The 16,191-nt window shown below is 74.3% G+C and carries 16 protein-coding genes; 10 read left to right on the top strand and 6 right to left on the bottom strand.

Annotated features, from left to right (window positions below):
• The first annotated feature begins 73 nt into the window (after positions 1-73).
• Positions 74-763: a TMEM175 family protein gene (locus tag ACFOW4_RS18755; protein WP_377529414.1), complete on the top strand. Its 690-nt coding sequence runs from the start codon at positions 74-76 to the stop codon at positions 761-763.
• 74 nt (positions 764-837) lie between these two features.
• Here the strand turns inward: ACFOW4_RS18755 and ACFOW4_RS18750 are convergent, their stop codons facing one another.
• A complete protein-coding gene (locus ACFOW4_RS18750; RefSeq protein ID WP_377529412.1) occupies positions 838-1,416 on the bottom strand; it encodes an NTP transferase domain-containing protein in 579 nt (192 codons plus the stop codon).
• Positions 1,417-1,653: 237 nt separating this feature from the next.
• Here ACFOW4_RS18750 and ACFOW4_RS18745 point away from each other — a divergent pair, with 237 nt between their 5' ends.
• The 6 genes from ACFOW4_RS18745 to ACFOW4_RS18720 all read left to right on the top strand — a co-directional run bounded on the left by ACFOW4_RS18745 (position 1,654) and on the right by ACFOW4_RS18720 (position 6,918).
• Entirely contained in the window at positions 1,654-2,151 is a 498-nt protein-coding gene (locus ACFOW4_RS18745) for a 2Fe-2S iron-sulfur cluster-binding protein (RefSeq protein WP_377529728.1), read from the top strand.
• Complete coding sequence (locus ACFOW4_RS18740) at positions 2,148-3,143, top strand: FAD binding domain-containing protein (protein ID WP_377529411.1); 996 nt, start codon at positions 2,148-2,150, stop codon at positions 3,141-3,143. The genes ACFOW4_RS18745 and ACFOW4_RS18740 overlap by 4 nt, the downstream gene beginning before the upstream one ends.
• Positions 3,140-5,233: a xanthine dehydrogenase family protein molybdopterin-binding subunit gene (locus tag ACFOW4_RS18735; protein WP_377529409.1), complete on the top strand. Its 2,094-nt coding sequence runs from the start codon at positions 3,140-3,142 to the stop codon at positions 5,231-5,233. Before ACFOW4_RS18740 ends, ACFOW4_RS18735 begins: the two co-directional genes overlap by 4 nt.
• A gap of 28 nt (positions 5,234-5,261) precedes the next feature.
• Positions 5,262-5,627 (top strand): ArsR/SmtB family transcription factor, encoded by a 366-nt coding sequence (locus tag ACFOW4_RS18730; RefSeq protein ID WP_377529407.1) that lies wholly within the window; start codon positions 5,262-5,264, stop codon positions 5,625-5,627.
• On the top strand, positions 5,624-6,268 hold the full coding sequence (locus ACFOW4_RS18725) for an SRPBCC family protein (protein ID WP_377529406.1): 645 nt from the start codon (positions 5,624-5,626) through the stop codon (positions 6,266-6,268). Before ACFOW4_RS18730 ends, ACFOW4_RS18725 begins: the two co-directional genes overlap by 4 nt.
• 131 nt (positions 6,269-6,399) lie before the next feature.
• A complete protein-coding gene (locus ACFOW4_RS18720) occupies positions 6,400-6,918 on the top strand; it encodes an NUDIX domain-containing protein (protein WP_377529404.1) in 519 nt (172 codons plus the stop codon).
• A gap of 9 nt (positions 6,919-6,927) precedes the next feature.
• Here the strand turns inward: ACFOW4_RS18720 and ACFOW4_RS18715 are convergent, their stop codons facing one another.
• The 3 genes from ACFOW4_RS18715 to ACFOW4_RS18705 are packed head-to-tail and all read right to left on the bottom strand — an operon-like array spanning position 6,928 to position 10,567.
• Positions 6,928-7,467: an RNA 2'-phosphotransferase gene (locus ACFOW4_RS18715; RefSeq protein WP_377529402.1), complete on the bottom strand. Its 540-nt coding sequence runs from the start codon at positions 7,465-7,467 to the stop codon at positions 6,928-6,930.
• Positions 7,464-8,903, bottom strand: coding sequence for an ATP-binding protein (locus ACFOW4_RS18710; protein WP_377529398.1), 1,440 nt, complete (start codon positions 8,901-8,903; stop codon positions 7,464-7,466). The genes ACFOW4_RS18715 and ACFOW4_RS18710 overlap by 4 nt, the downstream gene beginning before the upstream one ends.
• Positions 8,900-10,567 (bottom strand): FAD-dependent oxidoreductase, encoded by a 1,668-nt coding sequence (locus ACFOW4_RS18705; RefSeq protein WP_377529396.1) that lies wholly within the window; start codon positions 10,565-10,567, stop codon positions 8,900-8,902. Before ACFOW4_RS18705 ends, ACFOW4_RS18710 begins: the two co-directional genes overlap by 4 nt.
• A gap of 144 nt (positions 10,568-10,711) precedes the next feature.
• On the opposite strand from ACFOW4_RS18705, the gene ACFOW4_RS18700 reads away from it, so the two are divergent.
• Positions 10,712-12,949, top strand: coding sequence for a hypothetical protein (locus ACFOW4_RS18700; RefSeq protein ID WP_377529393.1), 2,238 nt, complete (start codon positions 10,712-10,714; stop codon positions 12,947-12,949).
• A 131-nt stretch (positions 12,950-13,080) separates the two neighbouring features.
• A complete protein-coding gene (locus ACFOW4_RS18695) occupies positions 13,081-13,458 on the top strand; it encodes a DUF302 domain-containing protein (protein WP_377529390.1) in 378 nt (125 codons plus the stop codon).
• Positions 13,459-13,480: 22 nt separating this feature from the next.
• On the opposite strand, the gene ACFOW4_RS18690 is transcribed toward ACFOW4_RS18695, so the two are convergent.
• Positions 13,481-14,299 (bottom strand): NAD(P)-dependent oxidoreductase, encoded by an 819-nt coding sequence (locus ACFOW4_RS18690; RefSeq protein ID WP_377529388.1) that lies wholly within the window; start codon positions 14,297-14,299, stop codon positions 13,481-13,483.
• Positions 14,300-14,382: 83 nt separating this feature from the next.
• On the opposite strand from ACFOW4_RS18690, the gene smpB reads away from it, so the two are divergent.
• On the top strand, positions 14,383-14,874 hold the full coding sequence (gene smpB, locus ACFOW4_RS18685) for an SsrA-binding protein SmpB (RefSeq protein ID WP_377529386.1): 492 nt from the start codon (positions 14,383-14,385) through the stop codon (positions 14,872-14,874).
• A gap of 111 nt (positions 14,875-14,985) precedes the next feature.
• Here the strand turns inward: smpB and ACFOW4_RS18680 are convergent, their stop codons facing one another.
• Positions 14,986-16,029: a zinc-dependent alcohol dehydrogenase family protein gene (locus ACFOW4_RS18680; RefSeq protein WP_377529384.1), complete on the bottom strand. Its 1,044-nt coding sequence runs from the start codon at positions 16,027-16,029 to the stop codon at positions 14,986-14,988.
• Positions 16,030-16,191 lie beyond the last annotated feature (162 nt).

Raw genomic sequence — 16,191 nt, 5'->3', positions numbered from 1 at the left:
AGTATTGTCCGGGGCGGAGGGCCCGTTCGGAGAAAGCGCCGCCGACGGTCGTCGCCGCGGTTAGCCTGCGCCAATGGCCGCAGCAGCCGACGAGGTCGAGCAGCCCGACAGCGGGCCCCGGATGTCCGGGACGGAGCGGCTGACGGCATTCAGCGACGGCGTCTTCGCCATCGTCATCACGCTGCTGGTGCTCGAACTGCGGGTGCCGGAGTACCACGAGGGCGGGCTGCTGGCGGCGCTGCGCGGCGAGAACGCGTCCTACCTGGCCTTCGTGGTGTCGTTCACCTACGTCGGGGTGATCTGGCTCAACCACCACGCCCTGGTCCGGCTGGTCCGCGCGACCACGCTGGCGCTGAGCTGGATCAACCTGGCCATCCTCTTCGGAGCGGTGATCATCCCGTTTCCCACCGCGGTGCTGGCGTCGGCGCTGACCCACGGCGACACCGACGACCGCCGGACGGCCGTCGCCCTGTACGCGCTGTCCGCCGCGCTGATGTCGGCGCCCTGGCTGCTGTTCTTCGCCTACCTGCACCGCCATCCCGCCCTGCTCAAGCCCGAGGTCAGCCGCGAGCACGTCCGGGCGCAGCGACTGCGACCGCTCACCGGCCTGGTCCTGTACGGACTGAGCGGCCTGCTCGGCTGGTTCGTCGACCCGATCCTCGGGCTGGTCGGGATCATCGTCATGATCGTCTACCACGCGGTGACCAGCGAGGGGCTGCGCGGCGGGTGGCCTCGGCGCCGCCCGGCCGGCCACGGACGCTGATCATGCCGGCGGCCGCATCGCCGCCCGGCCGTCACCGTCACCCGGGCACCCACCCCTGCAACGCGACCGAGGGCTCAGGCCAGCGGCAGGTCGGCCGGGGTGTCCACGTCGGCCGGGGAGCCCGCGTCGTCACACGGCACCTCGACGACCAGGTCGGGGCGGGCGCGCAGCAGGTCGCGGGCCCCCCGGTCGCCGACCGCGTACCCGTCGAGCAACGGCCAGGTGGACCGGTCCAGCAGCACCGGGTGACCCGGCCGGCCGGCGTAGGTGGCGACCGCGACGGCGGCGCCGCGAGCGTGCACGGCCCGCACCCGGCGGACCGCGACCGGGCTGAGCAGCGGCTGGTCGACGAGGACCACCACGGCCGCCGGCACCGTGGCCGGCAGCGAGGCCAGGCCCCGACGCAGCGACGAGCCGAGCCCGTCGCGCCAGCGGTCGTGGCGCACCGGCACCGCGCCCGGCAGCTCGGGCAGGTCGTCGGCGCCCGCGCCGAGCACCACGTGCACCGGTGCGCAGCCACCGGCGCGCAGCAGCCGAACTCCGCGCCGGACCAGCGGCTCGCCGGCCAGCTCGACCAGCGCCTTGGGCCGGCCGTACCGCCGCCCGGCACCGGCCGCCAGCAGCAGTCCCGCGGTCATCGGCACGTCCGTCATCCGGCCCACCTCCCGTTGCCGGTTCGACCGGCACTAGTGGTTGATCCCCTCGACTTCCTGCAAACCGCGGCATCCGAGCGGCTCGGACACCCCGACTTGCGGGAAACCGAGTCGATCGCCCGGGCGCATGAGGGGTGTTGTGGTATTCGCCCACTTATGTGCCGGTAACGCTAGTCTGGGCCGGTGCGGGGCGGGCCGGAGCGCGAGACAACCACCGACGAGCGGCACTCGTCGCGGGTGGTTTTCGACGTCAACGACGCGCGGCGGGAGCTGACCCTGGACAACCGCACCACGCTGCTGGACGCGCTGCGCGAGCGGCTCGGGCTCATCGGGGCCAAGAAGGGGTGCGACCACGGTCAGTGCGGCTCCTGCACCGTCCTGCTGGACGGCCGCCGGGTGAAGAGCTGCCTGGTCCTCGCGGTCACCCTGGACGGTTGCTCCGTGCTCACGGTGGAGGGGCTGGCCGGTCCGGACGAACTCTCCCCGATGCAGGCCGCGTTCGTCGCGCACGACGCCTTCCAGTGCGGCTACTGCACCCCCGGGCAGCTCTGCTCCGCCCGCGGCATGCTCGACGAGGTGGCCCGGGGTTGGCCCAGCGCGGTCACCGCCGACCTCACCGCGCCGGCCGAGCTGACCGACGCGGAGATCCGCGAGCGGATGGCCGGCAACCTGTGCCGCTGTGCCGCGTACCCGCACATCGTCGCGGCCGTACGCGAGACGGCGGCGACGACGTGAGGGCGTTCCGCTACCACCGGCCGGCCGACGTCGCCGAGGCGGTCGGGGTGCTGGCCGCCGAGCCGCAGGCGGCGTACCTGGCTGGCGGTACCAACCTGGTCGACCTGATGAAGCTCGGCGTGCAGCGGCCCGACCTGCTGGTGGACGTGAACCGGCTGCCGCTGGACGCCGTCGAGGAGCTGTCCGATGGCGGGCTGCGGATCGGCGCGACGGTACGCAACAGCGACCTCGCCGCGCACCCGGTCGTCCGCCGGGACTATCCCGTGCTGGCCCGCGCTCTGCTCGCCGCCGCCTCCGGGCAGCTGCGCAACGTGGCCACTACCGGCGGCAACCTGTTGCAGCGCACCCGGTGCGTCTACTTCCAGGACACCGGCAAGGCGTGCAACAAGCGCGAGCCGGGCAGTGGCTGCGCCGCTCGCCACGGCCAGAACCGGGACCTGGCCGTGCTCGACTGGTCGGATCTCTGCGTGGCCACCAACCCGTCGGATCTGGCGGTGGCGCTGGCCGCGCTCGACGCGGTGGTGGAGGTGCACGAGGCCGACGGCCCGCGCGACGTCCCGCTCGCCGCGCTGCACCGCTCGCCCGGCCAGCACCCGGAACGGGAGACCACCCTGGCCCGGGGGGCGCTGATCACCGCCGTCCGGTTGCCGGCGCTGCCGGCCGCGCGTCGCTCGGCGTACCTCAAGGTGCGCGACCGGGCCTCGTTCGCCTTCGCCGTCGGCTCGGTGGCGGCGGTGCTGGACCTCGACGGCGACGTGGTCCGCGACGTCCGGTTGGCGTACGGGGCGGTGGCGCACCGACCGTGGCGGGCCTACCGGGCCGAGGAGGAGCTGCGCGGCCGGCCGTTCACCCCGAAGCTGGCGGCGCGGGCCGCCGACGCCGAGCTGAGCGAGGCGCGCCCGTTGCGGCACAACGGCTTCAAGCTGCCGCTGACCCGGGCGATCACGGTGCGCGTGTTGACCGAGCTGGCCGAGGGGACGCGAGCGCCATGAGCACCGGCGCGGTGGGCCGGGCGTACCCCCGGCTGGAGGGTCCGGAGAAGGTCACCGGCGCGGCGCGGTACGCGGTCGAGTACCCGGTGGACGACGTGACCTACGGCTGGGCGGTGCCGGCGGCGGTGGTCCGTGGCCGGATCACCCGGGTGGACGCGGCTCCGGCCCTCGCGCTGCCGGGCGTGCTGGCCGTGCTGCACCATGGCAACGCGCCCCGGCTCGCGCCCGGCCCCGAGCCGGACCTGTGGCTGTTGCAGGAGCCCGCGGTGCGCTACCGCGGGCAGTTGATCGCGGTGGTGGTGGCGACCAGCCTGGAGGCGGCCCGCGAAGGCGCCCGGCTGGTCCGGATCGACTACGACGCCGGCCCGCACAGCACCGTGCTGACCGCCGACCATCCCGGGCTGTACCGGCCGGACCAGGTCAACCCCAGCTATCCCGCGGACACCGCCGAGGGCGACTTCGACGCCGGGTACGCGGCCTCGCCGGTACGGGTGGACGTCACCTACCGGACGCCGGCGTACCACAACAACCCGATGGAGCCGCACGCCACCACGGCACAGTGGCGTGACGGACGGCTGCTGGTGCACGACTCCAACCAGGGCGCCGCGCCGGTGCAGGCCGCCCTCGCCGAGCTGTTCGAGCTGCCCCGGGAGGCGGTCCGGGTGATCGCCGAGCATGTGGGCGGCGGTTTCGGCGGCAAGGGGTACGCCAAGGCCGCGGTGGTGCTGGCCGCCCTCGCGGCCCGGCAGGTGCAGCGGCCGGTGCGGCTCGCGCTGACCCGCCAGCAGCTCTTCGGCCCGGTCGGCTACCGCACGCCCACCATCCAGCGGGTGCGCCTCGCCGCCGACACCGACGGGCGGCTCACCGCGATCTGCCACGACGCGATCAGCCAGACCTCGACCATGCGGGAGTTCGCCGAGCAGACCGCCGTCTACACCCGCAGCATGTACGCGGCGCCGCACCGCCGCACGACGCACCGGCTGGTCCGCCTCGACGTGCCGACGCCGTTCTGGATGCGGGCGCCGGGCGAGTGCCCCGGCGCGTACGCCCTGGAGTCGGCGATGGACGAGCTGGCCATCGCCGCCGGCGTCGACCCGGTGGAGCTGCGCGTCCGCAACGACCCCGCGGTCGACCCCGAGCAGAGGCAGCCGTTCAGCAGCCGCAACCTGGTGGCGTGCCTGCGCGAGGGGGCCCGGCGGTTCGGCTGGACCGACCGGGACCCGACGCCGCGCTCCCGGCACGAGGGGCGCTGGCTGATCGGCACCGGCGTGGCCGGGTCGAGTTACCCGGTCCGGGCCCGGGCCGCCGCGGCGACGGCCACCGCCCGGCGCGACGGTGGCTTCCTGGTACGGATCGACGCGACCGACATCGGCACCGGCGCCCGGACGGCGCTGTGGCAGGTGGCGGCGGACGCGCTGGAGGTGCCGCCGGAGCGGGTGGAGCTGCGGCTCGGCGACAGCGACCTCCCGCCAGCCGGGGTGGCCGGCGGCTCGATGGGTACCGCCTCGTGGAGCTGGGCGGTGATCCGGGCCTGCGAGGCGCTGCGCCGCAAGCTGCGGGACGCCCCCGGCGCGGCCGACGAGGAAGTGACCGCCGAGGTGAGCACCGCCGACGAGGTCCGCGCGCAGCGCACGCTGCCCCGGTACGCGTACGGGGCGCAGTTCGCCGAGGTCCGGGTGGACGCGGACACCGGCGAGGTGCGGGTGAGCCGGCTGCTCGGGGTGTTCGCCGCCGGGCGGGTGGTCAACCCGACGACCGCGCGCAGCCAGCTCATCGGCGGCATGACGATGGGGCTGTCGATGGCGCTGCACGAGGAGGGCGTGCTCGACGAGCGCTACGGCGACTGGGTCAACCACGACCTGGCCACGTACCACATCACCGGCTGCGCGGACGTGGAGCGGATCGAGGCGTACTGGGTGGACGAGTCCGACGCCGAGCTGAACCCGGCCGGGGTGAAGGGCATCGGCGAGATCGGCATCGTCGGCACCGCGGCGGCGATCGCCAACGCGGTGCACCACGCCACCGGCGTCCGCGTACGGGACCTGCCGATCCGGCTGGACAAGCTGATCGCACTATCACCCTTGGCTTAAATAAGCGGCTGGTGATATAAAGGGTGCCGTGCACGCCTTCGACGTGCTGGGCGATCCCGTCCGGCGCCGCATCCTGGAGCTGCTCGCCGACGGCGAGCAGACCGCCGGCGCGGTCAGCGCGGTGATCCGCGACGAGTTCGGCATCTCCCAGCCCGCCGTGTCACAGCACCTCAAGGTGTTGCGCGACAACGGCTTCGCCACCGTCCGGCCCGAGGGCGCCCGGCGGCTGTACGCGGTTGACCCGCGCCCGCTGCGCGAGGTCGACGGCTGGCTGGAGCACTTCCGCCGCTTCTGGACCCCACCCCTGGCGGCACTCGCCACCGAGCTGGCCCGGGGCCGACGCGAACGTCGGCTGCGCGGGCCCACCGACCCGACCGAGGAGACCAACACATGACGATCGACGCGACCGAGCAGATCAACGCCGTCCGCCGCCAGGTCGGCAGCCGCACCCTGGAGGCCGGCGAGGCCCGGGTGACCACGATCAGCCAGACCTACCACGCCACCGTCGAGGACCTCTGGGACGCGTGCACCAACGCCGAGCGGATCCCCCGCTGGTTCCTGCCGGTCTCCGGCGACCTGCGGCTGCACGGCCGCTACCAGCTCCAGGGCAACGCCAGTGGCACCATCGAGAGCTGCGACCCGCCGCACCGCTTCACCGCCACCTGGGAGTACGGCGACGAGGTGAGCTGGATCGAGGTGCGGCTCACCCCCGTCGACGACGACCGGACCCGCTTCGAGCTGGACCACATCGCGCACGTCGACCAGGACCGGTGGGCCCAGTTCGGGCCGGGCGCGGTCGGTGTCGGCTGGGACCTGGGCCTGCTCGGGCTCGCCTCGTACCTGTCCGGTGACGGCAGCGGGGTGCTCCCGGAGGAGAGCGAGGCGTGGTTGGCCACCGAGGAGGGGCGGCGGTTCATGGCGCTGGCCAGCGAGCGATGGGGCGAGGCGAGCATCGCCGCCGGCACCGACGCCGACGAGGCGCGGGCCGCCGCGGCGGGCACCACCGCCTTCTACACCGGCGCCCCGGCCGCCTGAGCGCGAGCGGCCACCCCGGGGGCGCGGACCGACAGCGGGCCGCGCGGTCACGCCGAGGTCCGCCTCCCGCACCGACCCCGCGACCCGACATCGCGGGGTCGGCCGGGCCGGTCCGGGTAACGTGCAGCGGCATGACCGCCACGTCGTACTCCCACTGCTCCTACTGCGGGGCCTCCTACCCGGCGGGCACCGGCTGGCCGCGCGTCTGCGCGGCCTGCGGCGAAACGGTCTGGCGCAACCCGCTGCCGGTCGCCGTGGCGGTGCTGCCGGTCCGCACGGCGACCGGCCTGGGCGTGGTGGTGGTCCGCCGCGACATCGAGCCGGCGCGCGGGCTGCTCGCGCTGCCCGGCGGCTTCGTGGAGTACGGCGAGGAGTGGTCCACCGCCCTGGTCCGCGAACTGCGTGAGGAGACCGGGCTGCTCGCCTCGGCCGAGGACGCCCGGCTGTTCGCGGTGCACAGCGCCCCGGCCGGCAACACGATGATGGTCTTCGGCGTGCTGCCCGAGCGGCGGGCCGAGGAACTGCCACCGTCGGCGCCGACCGAGGAGGCGACCGAGTGGCTGGTGCTCACCGAGCCGACCACGCTGGCGTTCTCCACCCACACCCGGGTGCTCGCCGACTTCCTGACCGGCGCCCAGCGACCGGAGTGACCGGCGCGCTCAGCCGCTGAGGTAGCCGGCGGGTACCGCGTCGACCAGCCAGACCCCGTTGGCGCTGCGGTAGAAGAGGTGACCGTCGCGGGCCATCGCCGCCGCGTGCACGGTGAACACCACGACAGCCGCACCGCGACGGGCACCGACCCGCCGCGCGGTGGCCACGTCCGGGGAGAGGTGCACGTGGTGCCGGCCCCCGCGGTGCAGGCCGGTGACCCGGATCGACTCCGCCGCCTCGGCGCCGGTGCCGTGGTATAGCACCGGCGGTGGCGACGACGGGGCCAGGCCGAGGTCGACCGGGATCGAGTGGCCCTGGCTGGCGCGGATCCGCTCCGCGCCGTCGGGGCCGCGTTCGACGGCGAACCGCTGCTTGTCGTTGCCCGCCACCACGGCGTCGAGATTGGCGCGGCCGATCCGCAGGGCGGCGAGGAACACCTCGACCGGCACCCAGCCCGCCCGGTCCGGCGTCAGACCGAACCGCTCCGGCTGGTGCCGCAGGGCCAGCGACATCCGCTTGCTCAACCGGACCAGATCCGAACGGTTCACGGGGTGGGCGCCGTACTGACGGAGAGCGGCAGCAGCACCTGGAACGTGGTGTCGCCGGGCGCGGTCCGCACCCGGATGTCGCCGTGGTGCTTGTGCGCCACGATCCGGTACGAGATGTCCAGCCCCAGCCCCGTACCCGCGCCGACCGGCTTGGTGGTGAAGAACGGCTCGAAGATGCGCGGACGCACCTCCGGCGGGATGCCCGGCCCGGTGTCGGCGACCTCCACGGCCAGCAGGTCGCCGGAGCGGCCGGTGCGCACGGTCAGCACGCCCTGCTCCCCCATCGCGCCCAGCGCGTTGTCGATCAGGTTCGTCCACACCTGGTTCAGTTCGGCGGCGTACGCCGGGATGGCCGGCAGGCTCCGGTCGTACTCGCGGACCAGCTTGACCCCGGCGGGGATCTTCGCCTTGAACATCACCAGCGTGGCGTCGAGCAGCTCGTGCACGTCCACCACCTGATGTGGGGCGCGGTCCAGCTGCGAGTACTGCTTGGCCGCGCCGACCAGGCCCGAGATGCGGGTGACCGCGTCGCCGATCTCGCGCATCAGCAACTCGGTGTCGACGGTGTAGGTCAGCCAGCGCACCGCCGCCTCCAGGTCCACCGGGCCGACCGCCTCCCGCACCCGGGCCAGCCAGGCCGCGTCGAGCCCGCCGCCGACGAGGATGGGGGCCAGGTCCCACGCGCCGGTGACGCCGTGCTCCTCCAGCCAGTCGGTGAGAGTGTCCTCGGCATCGGCGGTGGCCATCGGCGTGAGCTTCGGCGCGGCGGCGACCCGGACCACCGCCTCCTCCTGCAACTCGACCAGCCCGTGCAGCGCCCGGCCGTCCAGCCGACCGTCGGCGATCATCGCGAGCTTCTGCCGCATGCCGGCGACCCGGTCGCGCAGCACCGAGGTGGCCCGCACCGCCGCCGCGGCCGGGTTGTTCAGCTCGTGGGTCAGGCCCGCCGACAGCGAGCCGAGGGCCAGCAGCCGCTCCCGTTCACCGACGATGGTCTGGCTGTTGCGCATGCCGATGACCAGGCCCTCCAACAGGTGCATGGCCATCGGGAACCAGGACCGGACGGCGTGCGCGAAGCTCTCCGCCGGCAGCACGAAGAACTCCGCGTCGCTCACCGCCCGCAGTGTGTTGCGATAGGTCTCCCCCACCCGGTCGTCCAGGTACGCCTGCGTGGCCCCGCCGTACACCCCACGCTGGTCGGTCCGGCTGATCTCGATGTCGTCGCCGCGTACCTGTCGGCTCAGCGCCACCGCGCCGCTGAGCAGCACGAAGAAGCAGGTCGCGTCCTCACCCTCGGCGTACACGACGGTGCCGCCGGCGCGCTGCTCGACCCGGCCGTGCTCGGCCAGCCAGTCGAGCTGCCCGTCGTCGAGGGCCTCGAACAGGAACAGGGTACGCAGCTGCGCCGGCGTCAGCCGGTCCGCCCCGATACTCATTGGGCCTCCAGGTAGCGGTGCACGAGCGACACGGCCATGGCGCCCTCGCCCACCGCGGACGCGACCCGTTTCACCGACTCGGCCCGCACGTCACCGGCGGCGAACACGCCGGGCAGGCTGGTCTCCAGGTGGTACGGGTCGCGTGACAGCGCCCAGCCGGCGGGGCGCTGGCCCCCGGTGAGCAGGTCCGGGCCGGTGACGATGAAACCCCGCGCATCGCGGACCAGCACCCCGTCCAGCCAGTCGGTGCGGGGTTCGGCGCCGATGAAGATGAACAGCCAGGACGTGTCGACCGTGCGGGCCTGCCCGGTGCGGGTGTCGCAGAGCGTGAGCCGCTGCAGGTGGCCCTCGCCGGCGCCGCCGACCACCGTGGTGTGCGGGTGCACGGTGACCCGGTCGATCTGGTCCAACTGGTCGATCAGGTACCGCGACATCGACGCGGTGAGGTCCGCGCCCCGGATCAGCAGGTGCACCCGGGCCGCGTACCGGGCGAAGTGCACCGCGGCCTGGCCGGCGGAGTTGGCCCCGCCGACGATGTAGACGTCCTGGTCGACGCAGCTCGGCGCCTCGGTGGCCGTGGAGCCGTAGAACACCCCCCGGCCGGTGAACTCGGCCAGCCCGGGGGCGTCGAGCACCCGGTAGGACACCCCGGTGGCCAGCACCACGGTGTGCGCGGCGATCTCGGTGCCGTCGCCGAAGCGCAGCAGCCGGGCGGTGCCGGCCTCGGTCAGGCCGACCACCTCCCGGGCGCTCAGCAACTCGGCGCCGAACTTCACCGCCTGCCGGCGGGCCCGGTCGGTGAGCTGCGCGCCGGAGACACCGTCGGGAAAGCCGAGGTAGTTCTCGATGCGGCTGCTCTGCCCGGCCTGCCCGCCGGTGGCCCGGCGCTCGACCAGCACGGTACGCAGACCCTCCGACGCGCCGTACACCGCCGAGCCCAGCCCGGCCGGGCCACCGCCGACCACGATCAGGTCGTAGAAGTCGGTGGCCGGCACCACGGTGAGCCCGGCCAGGCCGGCCAGCTCGGCCTCGCTCGGCGCGGTCAGCGCCTTGCCGTCGGCGGTCACCACCAGCGGCACGTCCGCCTCCGTCGCGCCGGCGGCGTCCAGCAGCCGGGCGCCCTCCGGGTCGTCGGTGAGCAGCCAGCGGTACGGCACGAGGTTGCGGGCCAGGAAGTCACGGACCTTGAACGACGGCGCCGACCAGCGGTGCCCGACCACCCGGATCTCGGGGGTGGCCGCGTCCGGGGTGGTCGCCCACGCCTCCAGCAGGCCGTCGAGCACCGGGTACAGCTTCTCCTCCGGCGGGTGCCACGGCTTGAGCAGGTAGTGGTCCAGGTCCACCACATTGATCGCCTCGATGGCGGCGTCGGTGTCGGCGTACGCGGTGAGCAGCACCCGACGGGCGACCGGAAAGATGTCCATCGCCGCCTCGAGGAACTCGACGCCGGTCATCTCCGGCATCCGGTGGTCGGCCAGCAACAGCGCCACCTGCTCGCCGCGCAGCTTGACCTCCCGCAGCGCGTCGAGGGCCTCCGGCCCCGAGGCGGCCCGCACCACCCGGTACCGGTCGCCGTAGCGACGACGGATGTCGCGGGCCACCGCCCGGGACACCGCCGGATCGTCGTCGACGGTCAGGATCACCGGGTTCGCCATGGCGCCCATGTAACCACCCGGGCAGGCACGACCGCACCACGCCCGGCGTGCGGACGCGTTCCCCGCCGCGCACGGTTGGCCGGGTCCGGGACGGGTAAGCCGGGTGGCCGTACCCGACCCGGGCGGCTGCCGCGAACACCTCGGGGGGGGCCCATGTCGGACGCGCCGGCGAGCGGACCGGCCACCTCGGGCGACGTCGTGGAGCTGCGGGTGCACGGCGTCTCCGGCGCGGGGGCCGACCAGGTGTTGGACCGGCCACACGTGCACCAGGTCGCCGGGGACCGCAACGGCGGCTTCTTCCGCCCGCGTGACATCTACCCAGGCTCCGGCGGCGCGGGCGGCGTGACGTTGGAGGCGTACCGCTGGAGCGACCTGCCGTCCGGCACGGCCGTGCGGACGCTGTCGCTGGTGTTCCTGCTGCCCTTCATGCTCTGCAACGTGGCGCTCTGGATGAAACCGGCGAGCAGCCCCGCCTCGAAGCACGGCATCGTCGCGCTGTGCCGGGTGCTCGCGCTCACCCTCACCATGCTCTACGTGCTCACCATCGTCGGTGTGGCGCTGGACCTGATCGCGTGGCGCTGCATGGGCAACCCGTCCTGCCTGGACGAGCGGAGCTGGCTGTCCTGGCTCGGCGGGCGCTCGCCCGGCCTGCGTCTGGGCGTGCTGTCGCTGGTGCCGGTCGCCGCCATCGGGATCGTCTGGTGGTTGGGGGCCCGCCCGGGGCGCACGTTCGAGGCGTTCCGGCCACCGACGGAGGCGAACTCCGAGCACCGGCTCAGCGCGGTCGGCCAGTGGGACGCCGCGCCGCTGGTGGGCCGGCTGCGCTCGGTGCACGTCGCGGCGGCGTTCGCCACCCTGGACGGCAGCCTGCTGGCCGCCCGAGCCAGCCAGGGCGCCTCCCCAACGATGGTGGTGCTGCTGGTGGCCACCGGGGCGGTGCTGCTCACCTGCCTGCTCCTGCTCACCACGGTTCAGACCATCGACCGGCCCGGCCGGGGAACGTCGGTGGACGCGCTCACCCGGGGGCTGCGCACGCTCGCCTGCGGCCTGACCATCCTCGTGGTGGTGCACACCATCGGAAGTCCGATGCCGTGGCCGCAGGACGGCATGCTGCCGGGGTACGGCGCGACCGTGGCGTGGTTGTTCGTCAGCCAGACCGCCCTGCTGGTCGTCCTCGCCGCGCTGGTGATCTGGCGGCGGGGCGGGCCGCCGGGAGCCTCGCCGCTGCGCGCGCTGGGCGCGCCGGTCTACGTCACGGCGGGCGCCGGTCTCGGCGTGGCGTTCTCCGCCGAACTCGTCTACCGGGTGGCGGACCTGCTGGACCGCGGCGGGACGACCGCCGACCGGCTGGCCACCAGCCCACCGCTGGCGTTCAAGTGGGCGATCTTCGGGTTCTTCCTCGCGGTGCTGACCGCGGTGCTGGTCGCCGCCCTGGTCACGGTGCTGACCCGGCGCCGACGACAGCGGGCCGCCGCGGCCATCGTGGCTGCCGACTTCCCGCACGCGCCGCCGGAGGCGGCGGAGCGGCTGCGTCAGGTTGAGAAGACGGTGGCCCGGGCCCAGTTCACAGAGCGGCTGCCGCCGCTCACCGTGGTCTACGCCGGACTGGCCGCGGTCGGCCTGGCGACCAGCGTGCTCGGCCTGCTCCAGCTCTATCCCGGCGACGTGATCCAGCGCTACGTCGGGGTGCCCGCCGACATGGTCAACTTCTTCATCGGGATGGGCAGCTACGCGATCGCCGGGGTGGTGCTCGGGCTGGTGATCGGCGGCATCTTCGCGTACCGGACGGCGGGGTTCCGCCGGTACGTGGGTGTGCTGTGGGACCTCGGCACCTTCTGGCCCCGGGCCGCGCACCCCTTCGCCCCGCCCTGCTACGCCGAGCGTGCCGTACCGGAGCTGAGCCGGCGGATCACCTACCTGGTCGAACAGGGCAACGGGGTGCTGCTCAGCGGGCACAGCCATGGCTCGGTGCTGCTCGCCGCCACGGTGCTGCAGCTACCGCCCCGGGTCACCGACCGGATCGCCCTGCTGACCTACGGGTCGCCGTTGCAGCGGCTGTACGCGCAGTTGTTTCCCGCGTTCGTCGACGACGAGGTGCTGTGCGAGATCGGCGAGCGGGTCGGTTGGCGCTGGCTGAACCTGTGGCGGGACACCGACCCGATCGGCGGCTGGATCTTCGCCGCGCACCGGCCGGGCGAGCCGGAGACCCTGACCGGACCGGCCGCGGCCGTGGACCGGCGGTTGACCGACCCTGCGGACGTGGTGGTGCCGCCCAGCGACAGCGTGCCGCCGCCGATCCTGGGGCACTGGCCGTGCGAGTCGCAGGGGGCATTCTCGGCGGCAGTGGTGGACCTGGCCGGGCGGTTGGGCGCCGACCGCCGGGCCGGGTGACCGCTCGGCGCGGCGCAGCGTAGCCCCTCCGGGTCGACGCGGGCCGCGCTTCGCGGCACCCGCCCCGGGCGGCGGTCCGCCCCGGCACGATGGAGCACGGACAGGAGCGTGCGAGCAGATCGGAGTGGTCCGTGGACGGACTCATCACCGTACGCAGCAGCCGAGACGTCGACTCGACCATGGCCGCGATCCGGACCCAGGCGGAGGGGCATGGCGCCATGGTGATCGCCGTGGTGGACCACGCCGCCGCCGCCCGCAAGGCCGGACAGGACCTGCCGGCCACCCAGGTGATCATCTTTGGCAATCCGGCGGCCGGCACGCCGCTGATGCAGGCCACTCCGGAGATCGCCATCGACCTGCCGCTGCGGATCATGGTGCGGGCCGAGGGTGACGGCTCGGTGGTCACCTGGCAGGACCCGGCGTACGTGGCCGACCGGTACGGTTTGGCGGCCGACCACCTGAAGCCGCTGCAGGCGCCGGCGGCGATCGTCGACGCCGCGCTCGGCTGACTTTCCGAGCGGGCGGGTGGCGTCAGGCCCGCGGGTCGGCCGCGAGGGCGGCGATGTCGTCGGCCGGGTCGGCGGTGGCCAGTGCGGCGCGGGCCGCCCGGACCAGGGGGACGGACGCGGCGTCCACCTCACCGAGGAGCAGGTCGAGATCCTTGTCCGCCAGCGCCACCGGGAAGGCGGCGCCGCCGGCGGTGGCTCGGCCGACCGCCGCACCCAGCGGGCTGTCGCCCAGCAGCTCGATCGCCGTCTCCCGGTCGACACCGACCGCGCGAGCCACCGCGAGCGCGTCGGCGACCCCGGTCACGGCGACCAGCAGCGCGGCGTTGAGGACCAGCTTCGCCGCTGCGCCGCTGCCGGTGGGTCCGCAGTGGCGGACCACGCCGAGCGCGCGCAGCACCGGTTCCACCCGGGCGACCGTCGCGCTCTCCCCACCGGCGAGCACCCGCAGCGTGCCGGCAGCCGCGGCGTCGACGCTGCCCGCCACCGGCGCGTCGACCAGGGCGAGCCCGGCGGGCAGCCGGCAGACGAGTTCCCCCACCGCTCGCGGCCCGATGGTGGACATCTCGACCAGCGTGGCGCCCGGGGCCAGGGCCGCCGCCGCGCCGTCCGGGCCGAAGAGCACGGAGCCCACGGCGTCGGCGGCGGTCAGCATGGTCAGGGCGACCTCGACGCCCCGCACGGCATCCGCCGGCGTGGCGGCCACCCGGGCGCCGGCCGCGCGGGCCGGTTCGGTGCGGGAGGCTGTGCGGTTCCAGACGGTGACCTGGTGACCGGCCGCGAGCAGTCGCTGGGCGATCGCGGTGCCCATCCGGCCCTGGCCGAGTACGGCGATCTCTGTCATGTCGGCAACCGTAGGCGTCCGCCGGGCGGTCCGCCCGCCGAACCCCGGTGACCACCCCACCGGCGGCCGGATATCGTCGCCGGGTGACTCCGTCCAGGCAGCCCGAACGCCGGCTGATCGCCTCGAACAAGAAGGCCCGGCACGACTACACCGTGCTGCGCACCTACGAGGCGGGCATCGTGCTGGCCGGCACCGAGGTGAAGTCGCTGCGGGAGGGCCGGGCCTCACTGGTGGACGCGTTCGCCCAGGAGAGCGACGGCGAGATCATGCTGTACGGCCTGCACATCGCGGAGTACGGCTTCGGCAGCTGGACCAACCACGCGCCCCGCCGCACCCGCAAGCTGCTGCTGCACCGGGTCGAGATCGACCGCATCCTGGACAAGCTCCGCGAGGGCGGAGTGACCCTGGTGCCGCTGTCGATGTACTTCGACAACGGGTGGGCCAAGGTCGAGCTGGCCCTGGCCAAGGGCAAGCGCTCCTACGACAAGCGACAGACGCTGGCCGAGCGGGACGCCAACCGGGAGATCGCCCGGGAGCTGGGCCGGCACCTCAAGGGCCACCCCCGCCGGGCCTAGCCGGCCCCTTCGTGTCGACGAGCGGCCAACTGCTCAACCAGTCGCCCGAGCTGCGCAACTGCTGAGCACGCCGCGGACCCGCCGGTACGCCGGCGGGTCCACGGCGCGGCGTCAGAAGGCGATCCGGACCTTGACCGCGCTCCGGTCGTCCATCGCCCGGTAGCCGTCCGGCACCTCGTCCAGGGAGACGGAACGGTCGAAGACCGGGGACGGGTCGATCCGACCGGCCAGCACGTCGCCGAGCAGTTCCGGCAGGTACGCGCGCGCCGGGGCCACGCCACCGCCGACGCGGACGTTGCGGTTGAACATCTGCCGGATGTCCACCCCGGCGCTGCCGCCGTGCGGCACGCCGACGTAACCGACCGCGCCGCCGTCACGGGCGATGGAGATCGCGGTACGCATCGACTCCTCGGTGCCCACCGCCTCCAGCACCGCGTGCGCGCCCTGCCCCTTGGTCAGCTCCCGCACCGCGGCGATCGCCGCGTCACCCCGCTCGGACACCACGTCGGTCGCCCCGAAGGTGCGGGCGATGTCGGTGCGGGCGGTGTGCCGGCCCAGCGCGATGATCTGCTCGGCGCCGAGGCGGCGGGCGGCGAGCACTCCGCACAGGCCCACCGCGCCGTCGCCGACCACCGCGACGGTGGCGCCCGGACGGACCCCGGCGGCCAGGGCGGCGTGGTGTCCGGTGGCCAGCACGTCGGAGAGCGCCAGCAGTGCGGTCAGCAGCCGGTCGTCCCCGGCGGCCTCGGCCGGCAGTGCGACCAGCGTGCCGTCGGCGTACGGCACGCGCACCGCCTCGCCCTGGCCGCCGTCGGAGCCCGGCTCGCCCCAGAACCCACCCTGCGGGCAGGAGGTGTGCAGGCCCTCGCGGCAGAAGTCGCAGGTGCCGTCGGACCAGACGAACGGTGCCACCACCAGGTCGCCACGGCGGACCGAGGTCACCTCGGCGCCGATCTCCTCCACCACGCCGAGGAACTCGTGACCGATGCGCTGGCCGGGCTGCCGCGCGGCCACGCCCCGGTAGGCCCACAGGTCGCTGCCGCAGATGCAGGCGAGCACCACCCGCACGACGGCGTCGGTGGGGTGACGGACGGTCGCGTCGGGCACCTGCTCGACGCGGATGTCGTTCGGCCCGTGGATGACGGTGGCGCGCATGGGGGTCCTCACTGCTGGCGGGGGTGGGTGTGCCGGCGGAGCGGGTCCGCCGCAGGAAGGCTAGCGCCGCCGACGGTCGCCGGCTTTCGTCGTGGGCGGTCGTGGTGGCCCGGCTCACCCGCCGGCTGCTGGTCGTCGGGCGGTGGCCGTCGCAGCGAACCG

The organism is Micromonospora sp. GCM10011542 (assembly GCF_042650685.1).
Classification (GTDB): domain Bacteria; phylum Actinomycetota; class Actinomycetes; order Mycobacteriales; family Micromonosporaceae; genus Micromonospora.
The sequence above is the reverse complement of the archived record's forward strand: the minus strand, read 5'-3'. Positions and strand labels throughout refer to the sequence as shown.